This window comes from Flintibacter muris (assembly GCF_943192995.1).
Taxonomy (GTDB): Bacteria; Bacillota; Clostridia; order Oscillospirales; family Oscillospiraceae; genus Lawsonibacter; species Lawsonibacter muris.
Genome location: NZ_CALPCP010000035.1, coordinates 25,220 through 37,549, shown reverse-complemented (window position 1 = coordinate 37,549; position 12,330 = coordinate 25,220). Strand labels below are relative to the sequence as shown.

Here is a 12,330-nt window from a genome sequence, read left to right as displayed (position 1 = left end):
AAGCGCCGCATTTTTCGATATATTTGTCAAGTGCTTTTGGCAAAAAAAGTGGGGGATTTTAATAAAAAAGGCATCTGGAAGCCTTGTGTTTATTGGCTTAAAGATTCCGAGAGATTATCAAAGACAAACGGGGGTAACATAATGAACAACGGGAAAATGCTTGTCCTTAATGATTTGAATGTGTGGTATACGCCGGGAAAACCTGTTCTTGAAAAATTATCTATGGAGCTGGGAACGAATGAAGTGATAGGACTGATTGGATTGAACGGAGCGGGCAAGACCACTTTTATCAAAACGCTTTCCGGACTGCTTAACACTTTTCATGTGAAAGCTGCTTGGTGGCAGGGAAAACCGCTTCTATTCCGTGACCGGGAATTTAAGGAAGAACGGTATGTTGTTTTTGCCGAAGATCATTCATTTCAGTTTTTTACGTTCCGCGAGTATGCTTCCTATGTGGCAGCGTCTTACGGCAGGAAGTTATCTGATATTAATGAATTGATACATGGTTTTCACTTTGAAGAATACACTGATGTTTTGCTGAAAGAACTGTCAACGGGCAATCTGAAAAAGGCTTATTTAATTACAGCTTTTGCTTTGAAGCCCAAACTGCTCATACTGGACGAGCCTGTGAATGGACTTGATTTTCAGAGTACCGAATACCTGTACCAGCAGATCGAAAGCTTCCGGCAATACGGAACAATCCTTTTTTCGTCCCATATTCTTGAAAGTATCTGCCTTACGTCTGACCGGGTAGCGGTATTAGAACAGGGGCAGATAAAAAGATGTTTTGCCGGACAGGAAATCAAAGCAGAGAAGATACGGGAGGTATTAAAAGAATGATTATTTTTCAAAACCTCGGGGAACAGCTTTTCGGCGCAAAGTATGAACGTGCTGTAAAAAGCCCTATTGCTTGCATTATCCTGTTTCTTGCTATCCATACCGCAGGAATTGAAATAGAGATTGCACCGTCTATTCTCTTGTTGACAGCTACGGCTTTTTCAATGGGTATCATGTGGCAGACTCTTAATTCTTCGGGAAATGCAGACCGTATGACCGGGCTGTTTATGCTGCCATTTCGGAACAGGGAAATGACGTTTTCACTTGTGCTGGCATTTACAAGCTATACATTGATTACCAAAACATTCCTTGTAATGGCTTTGTTCTTTGCCGTACATGAATGGAGTGTGCTGCAAATTGCTGTATCTTTGATCTGTGCCTGTAATAGCTGTTTTTCGGCTGCTGTATGGTATACCATGAAAAAGAGAAAAATGTTTCTGCCTGTTTTCATTTTATGGGGTGGAGCGATTTTCGCGCCAATATTCCTTGTGCGGGAAACGGTGATTATTTGTTTTATTGCGTTTACAAGTATGCTCATTTCATTTTTAAGGTTACTGAAAGCAGACGCTTACGTTTTCTATCACCCAGTATCAGCAAAACTTCTAATCAGACACACAAAAGGGACAGGAAGCATATTTTTATATTTGCTGCGTTATCTGATAACAAACAAAAACTATCTTTTGAATACTGCCGGATTATGCGTAATCGCTGGTGTTATGCCATTCATATTAGGGCAATTTGAGGGAGTAAATGTTATGCCGCTGGGGTTTGCCGTTCTATGCCTGAATACCCCAATCTGTATATTGCTTTCCTGTGATCCTGGTTTAGAGCAGGCAGTCCGAACACTACCGGGACAGGCAAAACGCTTTTGCACGAATTATTGCTTTTTTATCTTTTCTGTCAATATGGCGGTAAATAGCGTTTATCTGATTAGCTGGCAAATAGGCAAAAGAGGCGTAAATAGTACAGAAATCATTACTGCGCTTATAATCGCGCTGCAAAGTGCAATCTTGTCTGTCCTGTTGGAGTGGTTTTGTCCCGTCCGTAACTGGAAGATTGAAAATGATTTATGGCACCACCCACGAAAGTATATTGTACCGTTGATTATGTTTTTGGTTGCAGGGCTTATCGGTATGTGGTCTATAAGTATATGGGTTTTGCTCTGCATTGTCATAGCTGAAGTTTTAAGCTTATCACTTGTCGTAAGGAGGATATAATACCATGAAAAATACAAAACGCTGCCCTAAATGCAGCTCACAAAATATTGTCCGTGTTCCCGATAACCAAAACCGCCATGCCAGCGGGAACAATATTTATACTTCGACCTTTACATTGATGAAAAAAATCCCGGTTATACGCTATGTCTGCTGTGATTGCGGATATGTTGAAAATTGGGTGGAAACACAAAGAGAACGTGACGAGATCAAGCGCACATTTGGATAATGAAAGGAGGGCTGCAAAATGGAAAACATTATCCTGCAAACACACGGAATATCCGTGAAATACGGTAATTTCCTTGCTCTTGATGATGTAAGCATTAGTCTCAAAAATAAGCATATATACGGCTTTATCGGTGAGAACGGCGCAGGTAAGACCACACTGATGAAAGTGCTGACAGGGCTGCTTTATCCGACAAACGGTGATTTTTCGCTGTTCGGGAAGAATAAACCGTGTGATATTCTGAAAATGCGCCGACATATCGGCAGTACCATTGAAGCTCCTGCCCTTTATCCGGAATACTCTGCTTACCGTAATCTTGAATTGCAGCGTATCCTTATCGGTAATCCCGACAAGGAAATATGTGATAAGCTGCTTGGAATGGTGGGGCTGACCGAGGTTAAGGATAAGAAAGCAGGAAAATTCTCTATGGGCATGAAGCAAAGACTTAGCATAGCAATGGCTCTTGTCGGTAAGCCGAGGCTGCTTATACTTGACGAGCCGATAAACGGTCTTGACCCTAAAAACATATCCGAACTGCGCAGCTTGCTCAAAAGGCTGAATGAGGAAAATGACGTAACACTGTTCCTGTCAAGTCATATCCTTAATGAGCTTTATCTGCTTGCCACTGATTATTATATTATCCACAGGGGGAGGATAATCAAGTCGATCACCCATGATGAACTTGACAAAAAACTTTCAGTTACGGGGCAAAGCCTTGAAGAATACTTCCTTAGCATTACGGGAGGTGACAGCAATGTATAATCAGCTAATCATTGAAAAATACAAAGCGAAAAGATTTATTATCATGTATCTTGCGGCGGTTGTTCTTGCAGCAGCAGGATTTTTCCTTGGACTTCTTAAACTCCCGGAAAATCTTGATACAGCAACGGTGTTTTCTCTTTCGGTTTGCGATACATCTTTTATGTTTATCATCTCACTTGTTGCAGCTTGGTTTGCTGGAAATGATTTTCTAAACCGAACGATACATAATGAGATAAAGGCAGGGTACAGCCGTTTTTCAATATTTATTGCAAGAACTGTTACTACCGTTATCATGGCAGTGCTGCTTCATTTAACCTATGTTTTTGCAACAGTTATTGGATTTGCTGTTAAGTACAGGTTTGACACCAGTATATTTTCTGTAACGGATTTTGTTTGGCTGCTGGTTGTCATATTGCAGATATGTGCTAACATCTGTATCGTTATGTTTATTGTCTTTGCCCTCAAAAAAGTTACATCGGGAATAGCTGTAACAGTTGTGTTCAGCTTTGTGTCCTGCAATATCCTTAGAAACTTCATCAGCGAGAGCGTTTTCCGGCTGACCTGTTTTAGCCTTGCACAAACGAGCGATAACAGAACACTTGCATTATCGGCGTTGTTTGCAGCAGCGGTGATTGTTATTTCACTAACAGCAACACACTTAGTTTTCAGAAAAGCCGAGATAAAATAAGGATTTCAGCAATGACACTACTGTTGTTTTCTTGATTATATCGGAGCATAGTTTGTATTGAATATAGCGGTAAACAGTGTATATCTAATTAGCTGGCAAATATGGCATGGCGGCGTAAATAGTACAGAAATCATTACTGCGCTTATGCAATCAAAGAATTGCAAGAGCATGGTGTTATAGTGAAAATATGCTATGGCTATTTTTGCGATTACCAATCAAAAAATATCAGAATATTGAGAGCACTATCTTATTGTTCTTGAATAAGAATATGTTATTACAAAAATAAACAAATACGCAGGAGGTGATGACATGGAAAAAATAGCAATGCTCGATATATCAGAAAGTGGTCGGCAAATTGGTAAAAAATTGTTTGCTGTTCTTGAATCTAAACAGAAGAAAGAATTAACGCAATATATTTTTGAACGAGATAAACAAAGTGATGTTGATAACCCCGTTGTCATTACCCCTAATCATGATTCATCGGAACATCAGGGATACCCTTTGACGAAGATTTACGAAGGCGATCTGTTTTTTTGTCTGGAACAAAGGATAGTCTGTGTGCAAGATCAGAAAATCGATTTAACTGCAAAAGAGTTTGACCTTCTCGCCCTGTTGATACGCAATCCGGGGCGGGTATTTACATTTGAAATGATTATGGATTTGGTCTGGAATGAGGAAGATTCTTTTTATTCCCGGAAGGTCATTATCAACCATGCCAGTAATCTGCGAAAGAAATTGAGAATTTCTGATGCGGTGCCGGATTATATAAAAAGTATACGTGGCGTAGGTTATAAATTTGACAGTGACTGCCGTGGGACAACATAGACAGACAGTTATGGGTGTGTATCTGTGATTTCAGGTACACACTTTTTTCTGCTTTAATGTGTCGGGATATGGGAGAATTTGCGGCCATAATGATTGTAGCGAGGCTGTACCGAGGCAAAGGCTTGGTGTTCGTTCTGTATAATATCGCCCAATAAGATAGGAGGCTGTTAACAGGCGCAGTTATCGTTCCTCCTGGTTTGGGAGGATATAGGGATGCTGTCGAAAGGTTCCGGGAGGCGGAAGCGCTGTCCTGTATGTGATGTTTTATTTGCCGTAGTCCATATATTGTGGATTACGGCATTTTTTGTTTCGACAGAAAAAGATATTTTCCAACAGTGTCCTTCTGTTTTTCTGAAATATGGCTGTATAGGTGTACCTGCTATTTTAGGGGTACGCCTTTTTATATTATTCTGCGGTACCGGTAAGGGCAATGTCCCAGGATGCCGCTCCCCACCCTCTGATTTCGATTTTGCCAGTCAACTAAAAAATCGAAATTGGAGGAATTACCCATGAAAAAAATCAATCTGCGGGAGTATTACCCGCTTTATACGCAGGACACGATTGTTGAAGTACCGGACGAGGTGGCTGATCTGCTCCGGGAATATAAGTTGGCGGAAGCCGCCTATTTCCTGCGTACATATCGGCACAAAGCATATTTTTCTCTGGATTATGACGTGAACGTTGAGCGGGATGTTCTAATGGCTGCGTTGTCGCCTCTTGATATTCTGGAACAGAAAGAAGAAAATATCCGGCTGTATCGGGTGCTTGCTTCTTTGCCGGAGAAACAGAAAAACCGGATTTATGCACATTATTTTCTTGGCATGAGCAAAGCAGATATTGCAAAAGCGGAAGGCACTCATAAGAGCAGAATCACCCGCTCTATCAACGCTGGTTTGCACAGCCTGGAAAAAATTTTGAAAAAATTTCCTGACAGACGGCAACTTTAACCTCAAAAATGAAATGAATAATAGAGGGACATATTTATCCGGCGGGACAAGCCTGGCGGGTGTGGCCGTACAGCATATGCTCCGGCCCGCTCCAACTGAAAAACTGTCATAACTGCCACGCCCCTCGCTTGCTCCTTGACAATCGAATACACGCTGTTACAGGTACTTCATTCTGTGTTCCGAGCGGCAGATGGGGCGGCGCGGTGACAGGCGGCCTAAGGAGGTGATGAATCCAGGCTGTCCGAGCGGTAAACGCAACCCACGAAACCGGCTGTGGCAGGCCGGACGCGACAACGGCACAGATCACAATGGTACTTCCTCACGGCTCCCTAAAGACTTGGGGAGAGTTCCTGCGGCGTGCGCCTGCTCTGGCAAAGCGGCGGCGTATGCGGGGCTATGATGCGGCGACGCTATCCGCAGCCTGTAACAGCCCCGCCTTGTTCGTGCAGGGCCTGCCGGGGGGCGTGGCAAATACGGCAGATGATCGAAATCAGATACAATGGGCCGGGTCTGTGACTGTAAGAGCGCAGGCCCGACTTATTCATGTGGTTTCGATAGCCAGAAATTTTCAGGAAGGAGTTGGTATTATGGAGAATACGGTTGTTGCCGGCAGGACCGGCGCACTGGTGGACATCCGGGAGGTTGCCGTTGATAAGGAGCTTTCCCGTGAGGAACGGATCGCCGAATTTGTACGGCAGATCAAAGACCCTTACCGCTTCAAATGCGGGCGGTTCACCGTACAGGCCAGCTTTGCCGCAGGCGGCGCCACCCTGGAGGAATGTATCAAGGGAATCTTACGGTGAGCCGGATTATTTTAGGAAAAGGGCTGACTTTCCCGCAGGGGCGTGGTACAATAAGAACTGGAAAAGGAATTGAATACGGCACAGCCACACTTCTTGGATTGCGGGGATTTTTCTGCGCAATGAAAGGAGTGTTTTTTTATGCAGGTTTACAAAGCCATTAAGTACATCCGTCTTTCTTATACCGATGATAAGACGGTGGAAAGCGACAGCGTCGCCAACCAGCGGCGGCTGATTGATGATTATATTGCCCGGCACCCGGAGATTGAAGTTGTGGCAGAAAAGATTGACGACGGTTACAGCGGGGTCCTCTTTGACCGCCCGGCATTTCAGGAAATGATGCGGATGATCGAGCAGGGCGAGGCCAACTGTGTGATCGTCAAAGACCTCTCCCGCCTGGGTCGTGAATACATAGAGACCGGCCGCTATATGCGCCGGGTATTTCCGGCCTACGGCGTCCGCTTTATCGCCATCAACGATAACGTGGACACAGAGAATGACGCTGCCGATGACCTTACCGTATCAGTAAAAAACATTATGAACGAGGCATACAGCCGGGACATTTCCGTCAAGACCCGGAGCGCCCTGGATGTGAAACGGCGCAGCGGTGATTTTGTGGGTGCGTTTCCCATCTACGGATATATAAAAGCCGGTGATAAGCACAAGAGCCTGGAAATTGACGAATACGCCGCTAACGTGGTGCGGGATATTTTCAGAAAGCGGCTGGAGGGGTTCAGCGCTTCCCATATTGCAGACGAGCTGAACCGCATGGGCATTCTCTCACCGCTGGCTTATAAGCGCAACAACGGGATGCCCCACGCCAAAGGCGGCTATACGGACCGTAAAGATTGTAAATGGTCTGCCACAACGATCATCCGCATTTTGCAGGATGAAACCTATACCGGAACGCTGGTGCAGGGAAAACAGACCACGCCCCACTTCAAGCTGAAAGAGCGTGAGGACAGGCCTTCCTCTGAATGGGTCCGTGTGGAGGGCGCCCATGAGGCGATCATCCAGAAACATGATTTTGGCCTGGTGCAGCGCCTCCGCAGGATTGATACCCGGACATCTCCAAAATCGGATAAAGTTTACCTGTTCTCCGGCATTTTGATCTGCGGCTGCTGCGGCTGCCGTATGACGCGCAAGACCAACCGCTATAAGGATAAGGAATACCACTATTATTATTGTCCTACCGGCAAAAAGAACGGGTGTAAATCTTCCGTCATGGTGAAAGAGTCCGACCTGATCGAGTGCGTGCAGGGCAGCCTGAAAGGGCATATTGAAAATGTGGCTTCCCTGGATGCGCTGCTGTCCAGTATCAGCCAGGAGCGGATCAACCGGGAACTGGCCCAGGAATACGCCGGGCAGATCAAAGCAAATGAGAAACGTATGGCGCAGGTTGAGGGTTTCAAGGCAAAACTCTATGAAAATCTGGTGAGCGGGATTCTTACCAAAGAAGAATTCCTCTCCTATAAGCGGAAATACAATGCAGATATTGAACTGCTGCAGAAAGCGGTTGCCGAGTGGAACGAAAAGCTGACGGACGTACTGGAGAACCGCAGCGAGCGGAACCGCTGGATCAACCACTTTATGCAATTCTCCACGATGGAGGAAATTGACCGGAGGGCGGTCATGCAGCTTATCCGCAGCATACGGGTAATGGGGAAAGACGAGCTACATATTGAATTTAATTACCAGGATGAATACCAGAAAGCGGTTTCCCTGGCGGAACAGATTGCCGTACAGGGCAAAGAAAGGAAGGTGGGCTAAATGGCAAGAAAGAGCAGGAAACAGAGGTTGGCTCCCATGCCGGCCCCGTCCTTATATGTGCATGTGGCGCTCTATATCCGTCTTTCTGTGGAGGATAATAAAAAGCGGGGCTGTTCGGTGGAAAACCAAAAGCTGGTGTTGAATGATTTCCTTGCGGACAAACCGGATTTCGTTGTCTATGATACCTATATCGACAATGGGGCGACGGGCACGAACTTCCACCGCCCCGGTTTCCAGCAGATGCTTTCTGATATCGAGGCGGGCCATATTGACTGTGTGATTGTCAAGGACCTCTCCCGGTTGGGACGGAATTCCATTGATACCGGTTATTATATCGAACAGTATTTCCATACCCACAACGTCCGTTTTATTGCGGTCACGGACCAGTTTGACACGGCAGACCCCGGCAGCCTCCACAGCGGTATTATGCTTCCCCTGAAAAATATGATAAACGAGGCTTACGCATTGGACATTGGCAGAAAGATCAAGGCCCAGGCAAGGCAGGCCATGAAAGACGGCGATTATATCGGCGCACGGGCGCCCTACGGCTACCGCAAAGACCCGGACAACTGCCATAAACTGCTGATCGATGAAGATACCGCCCCTGTCGTAAGGCAGATTTTTGAGTGGGCGCATGGGCATGTGGCGCTGAACCGTATCGTCCGCAACCTGAATGAAATGGGGATCACAGCGCCCAGCCATTACAAAAAATCCACCGGGGAGATCACCAGCCCTGGCCTGATCGGGAGCGGGAAATGGCAGACACGCACCGTAATGAAGATTCTGGAAAGCGAGGTCTACACCGGCGATCTGGTGCAGGGAAAGACAAAGATCGTGGACCATCAGCAGGTTAAGGCCGGGGAGGACAACCTGATTATTGCAAGACGCACCCATGAACCAATCATCAGTTATGAGCTCTTTACAGCGGTGCAGGAATACCGGAAACAAATCTGTGAGGAAAGCCGGGCGGTCCCAAAGCGGCCCTACACCCCAAACATTTTCAAGGGGAAGGTGTTCTGTGCCGACTGCGGCAGGAGCCTCCACCGGCAGCGCGCCGAGCGCAAGAAAGGGCCGGATGTTTACTGGTTCCACTGCCTCACCAACAGCCGTGTGGCAAAGGATAGCTGTAAAGGCGTGATGATGCAGGAAACGGAGCTTATCGCCACGGTCACAGCTATTCTGGAAAAAGAGCTGTCTGTTGCCCTGGGAATGTCCCTCCCCCTCTTTCAGCTGGAGGCAAAACAGAAAAAGGACAAAGACAGGCTGAAAACCCAGATGTCGGCCAGGCGGCAGGAAACCGAAAAGAAACGCCGGCTGATCCGCGGACTGTATGAGAACTTCGTCCAGGGTATCTTAACAAACGAGGAATACTTTGAGCTGAAAGCGGATTATGAGGAATCCATCCGTACACTGTCCGGCGAGATTGAGGCGCTTGAAAAAGATATGGACGCCCTGGACAGCCGGCTTGTGCGCTACCGGGCAATGGAAAAGGATGCGAAATCGCTGACACAAGACCATGCGCTTACGGCAGAACTGATTGACCGGCTGATTGAGCGGATCGAAATCGACCATGAGCGGAATATCCATGTAACTTTCCGCTTCAAGAGTGAATTCCAGGGAAAGGCGGTGGAACCATGCACAAAAAATATGTGATCGCCCTTTATATCCGCCTGTCCGTGGAGGACTTTAAGACCGAGAGTTTGAGTATTCCCAACCAAAAGCTGATCCTCCGGGAAAAGGCCATGTCGCTGCCGGAATGGGATAACGGCGAAGTGCTGGAATTTGTTGATAACGGCCATACGGGCACGAATTTTGAGCGCCCTGCGGTACAGGAGCTTTTGACGATGGTCCAGGCCGGGAAGATCGACTGTATCATCGTAAAAGACCTCTCCCGGTTTGGGCGAAACAGCATTGAGACCGGCTATTTCATAGAGCGGGTATTTCCGCTCTACCATACTCGGTTTATCTCCGTCAGTGACGATTTTGACACCGCCAATTTCAAAGGAGATACCGGAGGGATTGACGTTGCCTTTAAGTATCTTATCAGCGAATGTTACAGCCGGGATATGTCCATGAAAACGAAAAGCGCCAAATATGCAAAGATGCGCCGGGGCGAATACCAGAGCGTCATCTGTCCCTATGGCTACCGCAAGAGCGCGGACGGGCGCATGGAGCCGGACGAGGACGTTGCAGGGATTGTACGGCAGATATTTGAATGGGCGGCTGACGGCAATACGGCCGCCGGGATCACGCGGAAACTGTATGCCATGAATATCCCCACCCCTGGGGAATACCGGAGGGATAAAGGGAAAGACCACTATAATGTGTCCAGGACACACGGCGTCTGGAGCAGCTCAACAGTCCTGCGGATGCTGGAGGACCAGCGGTATATCGGCACTTATGTGATCGGCAAGCGTAAGGTACAGGAAATCGGCAGCCGCCGCATGAAGCTAAAGGATGAAAGCGAATGGTTCAAAATACCGGACCACCACCCGGCAATCGTAAGCATGGAGCTGTTTGAGAAAGCCAACGCTTCGATCAGGCGTTTCTCCCTTCCGAATAAAAAACGGCGCGACTACCTTCTCCGAGGGAAAGTATTCTGCGGCTGCTGCGACCATGCTATGTCACTTAGAAATGGAACGTGGTTTTACTGCCGTCACTCCGAAGTGGCAGAAACCCTTCCCTGCCATGGGGTAAGGGTGAAAATGGCTGATCTGGAGCAGGCGGTCCTTGAAACAATCCGGGCACAGATGTGTCCGGCGCTGGGGATTGACAGCAGCAAGGATAAGCTGAATTTGCAGACGGTCCAGCAGGCCGAGCATGAAGATAAGCTGCGCTCTATCCAGGACAGCAAACGGCAGCTTTATGAACAGTATGCACTTGGAGAGATTGACCTGGAAACCTACCAGGAGCGCAAGGCGGTATATGATGTGGATCTGGTGCAGGCAAGGAATGTCCATGCCGCCATTACCGCACAGACCAGGCAGATACAGAGCGATTATGAAGCAAAGCTGAAACAGCGTGAGATCGTTCAGGAAGTAGGCAGCGCCGACACACTGACGCAAGCCCTGATTGACCGGCTTATCAGTAAGGTCTATATCTTTCCGGGAGACCGGATCGAGATTGAATATGTGACACAGGATTTCTTAGGAATAAGCGAACCAGGAAAGGAGGCGTGAGCCATGAATACCGTATTAAGTAGCTACGGGCAGCTATGCGGCTGCCCGGAAATCCTCAAAAAAAGTTGTAAATTTTTTTGTCGTGGGCTTGACATACGGGTGCCTCAGGTCATGGAACCTCACCCTTTTACATCCCGCCCGCTCCAGAATGACTTGCAGGCGCTTGCGGACGTAGCCGGGATCCACAGGCTGCTCCGGCTTGATGCGGGAGGGGAACATCCACTCCGAGAAAATCTGCATCTTGTACTCCGCCAGCAGCTCCACCATGGCGGGCGGCAGGATGACGGTGCGAACGGCGGCCTTGGTCTTTGGCTCGTTGATCTCCAGCTTGCCGTTGACGGAATACACCTGCTTGTTGATACGCAGTCTGCCGGTCTTGAAGTCCAGGTCAGACCATTGGAGGGCCAGCAGTTCACCCCGGCGCATCCCGGTGGTCAGCTCCAGGAGGAACAGCTCATACATCCCCTCCGCCTTGGCCTGGATCAGAAACCGCTGGATTTCCTCCCGGCTCAAAATCTTCATCTCTTTCTCCCGCAGGGGCGGCAGCTTACAGCCGATGGCCGGATTGGTTCGGATGAGGCCCTCCTTCACCGCCCGATCCAGCGCCATCTGGCATACTGCATGACAGCTGCGCACCGAGCGATCCGCCATCCCCGCGCCGTGGCGCTCCACGTTGTTGAGCCGCCCGCCCTTTTTCATCTCGGTAAAAAACTGCTGGAGGTCGGACTGGGACAGCTTGTTCAGCGGGATGTTCCCCACTCCCGGAATGGCGTGGAGGTAAATCCAGTTCTCGTAGCTCAGTTGGGTGGTGTGCCGCAAGGCCGGCTTGGAGTAACTCTGATACCAGAAGTCCAGCCAGTCCCCGAACCGCATCTCCGACCTGACCTTCAACGGCCCGGAACCGCCCTGGGCCGCTTTCAGCTGTTCCAGCTTCTCTGCGCACTCTTTCTTGGTCTTAGCCAGCACATTCTTTGTCTTGGGATTGCCGCCGTCGTCGTATCCAATAACCACCCGGCCCTCCCACCGTCCGTCCTTTCTCTGACGGAGCGTTCCCTCACCCTTCTTCCGCTTTTTCGCCATAC

At 48.1% G+C, this 12,330-nt stretch carries 11 protein-coding genes and 1 pseudogene; 11 read left to right on the top strand and 1 reads right to left on the bottom strand.

Going from position 1 to position 12,330, the window contains the following annotated elements:
• From NFS22_RS18470 to NFS22_RS18420, 11 genes are all read left to right on the top strand, one after another.
• Positions 1-840: ATP-binding cassette domain-containing protein (locus NFS22_RS18470; RefSeq protein WP_338148024.1), on the top strand; the 840-nt coding region annotated here is incomplete at its 5' end.
• Complete coding sequence (locus tag NFS22_RS18465; RefSeq protein ID WP_251319195.1) at positions 837-2,054, top strand: hypothetical protein; 1,218 nt, start codon at positions 837-839, stop codon at positions 2,052-2,054. The genes NFS22_RS18470 and NFS22_RS18465, both read left to right, overlap by 4 nt.
• A 4-nt stretch (positions 2,055-2,058) precedes the next feature.
• Entirely contained in the window at positions 2,059-2,280 is a 222-nt protein-coding gene (locus NFS22_RS18460) for a hypothetical protein (RefSeq protein ID WP_251319194.1), read from the top strand.
• A gap of 18 nt (positions 2,281-2,298) precedes the next feature.
• Entirely contained in the window at positions 2,299-3,039 is a 741-nt protein-coding gene (locus NFS22_RS18455; RefSeq protein WP_251319193.1) for an ABC transporter ATP-binding protein, read from the top strand.
• Positions 3,032-3,727, top strand: coding sequence for an ABC transporter permease (locus tag NFS22_RS18450; protein ID WP_251319192.1), 696 nt, complete (start codon positions 3,032-3,034; stop codon positions 3,725-3,727). Before NFS22_RS18455 ends, NFS22_RS18450 begins: the two co-directional genes overlap by 8 nt.
• Positions 3,728-4,036: 309 nt before the next feature.
• Positions 4,037-4,552, top strand: coding sequence for a winged helix-turn-helix domain-containing protein (locus NFS22_RS18445; protein WP_016289117.1), 516 nt, complete (start codon positions 4,037-4,039; stop codon positions 4,550-4,552).
• 509 nt (positions 4,553-5,061) lie between these two features.
• Positions 5,062-5,499: an RNA polymerase sigma factor gene (locus NFS22_RS18440; RefSeq protein ID WP_251319191.1), complete on the top strand. Its 438-nt coding sequence runs from the start codon at positions 5,062-5,064 to the stop codon at positions 5,497-5,499.
• A 587-nt stretch (positions 5,500-6,086) separates the two neighbouring features.
• Entirely contained in the window at positions 6,087-6,302 is a 216-nt protein-coding gene (locus tag NFS22_RS18435) for a DUF6870 family protein (protein WP_004083374.1), read from the top strand.
• A 138-nt stretch (positions 6,303-6,440) separates the two neighbouring features.
• Positions 6,441-8,069, top strand: coding sequence for a recombinase family protein (locus NFS22_RS18430; RefSeq protein ID WP_251319190.1), 1,629 nt, complete (start codon positions 6,441-6,443; stop codon positions 8,067-8,069).
• Complete coding sequence (locus NFS22_RS18425; protein ID WP_160275144.1) at positions 8,070-9,722, top strand: recombinase family protein; 1,653 nt, start codon at positions 8,070-8,072, stop codon at positions 9,720-9,722.
• The gene (locus NFS22_RS18420; protein ID WP_251319189.1) at positions 9,704-11,248 is read left to right on the top strand and encodes a recombinase family protein; all 1,545 of its coding nucleotides are present in this window, start codon (positions 9,704-9,706) and stop codon (positions 11,246-11,248) included. The genes NFS22_RS18425 and NFS22_RS18420 overlap by 19 nt, the downstream gene beginning before the upstream one ends.
• Positions 11,249-11,341: 93 nt before the next feature.
• Here the strand turns inward: NFS22_RS18420 and NFS22_RS18415 are convergent.
• Positions 11,342-12,328, bottom strand: a pseudogene (locus NFS22_RS18415) (tyrosine-type recombinase/integrase); the annotation flags it as partial.
• Between the last annotated feature and the right edge of the window lie 2 nt (positions 12,329-12,330).

Bases quoted from the DNA above. Each gene is read 5' to 3' on its own strand.
- NFS22_RS18440 (WP_251319191.1), top strand. From the start codon at position 5,062: ATGAAAAAAATCAATCTGCGGGAGTATTACCCGCTTTATACGCAGGAC.
- NFS22_RS18430 (WP_251319190.1), top strand. From the start codon at position 6,441: ATGCAGGTTTACAAAGCCATTAAGTACATCCGTCTTTCTTATACCGAT.
- NFS22_RS18465 (WP_251319195.1), top strand. From the start codon at position 837: ATGATTATTTTTCAAAACCTCGGGGAACAGCTTTTCGGCGCAAAGTAT.
- NFS22_RS18435 (WP_004083374.1), top strand. From the start codon at position 6,087: ATGGAGAATACGGTTGTTGCCGGCAGGACCGGCGCACTGGTGGACATC.
- NFS22_RS18420 (WP_251319189.1), top strand. From the start codon at position 9,704: ATGCACAAAAAATATGTGATCGCCCTTTATATCCGCCTGTCCGTGGAG.
- NFS22_RS18425 (WP_160275144.1), top strand. From the start codon at position 8,070: ATGGCAAGAAAGAGCAGGAAACAGAGGTTGGCTCCCATGCCGGCCCCG.
- NFS22_RS18460 (WP_251319194.1), top strand. From the start codon at position 2,059: ATGAAAAATACAAAACGCTGCCCTAAATGCAGCTCACAAAATATTGTC.
- NFS22_RS18450 (WP_251319192.1), top strand. From the start codon at position 3,032: ATGTATAATCAGCTAATCATTGAAAAATACAAAGCGAAAAGATTTATT.
- NFS22_RS18445 (WP_016289117.1), top strand. From the start codon at position 4,037: ATGGAAAAAATAGCAATGCTCGATATATCAGAAAGTGGTCGGCAAATT.
- NFS22_RS18455 (WP_251319193.1), top strand. From the start codon at position 2,299: ATGGAAAACATTATCCTGCAAACACACGGAATATCCGTGAAATACGGT.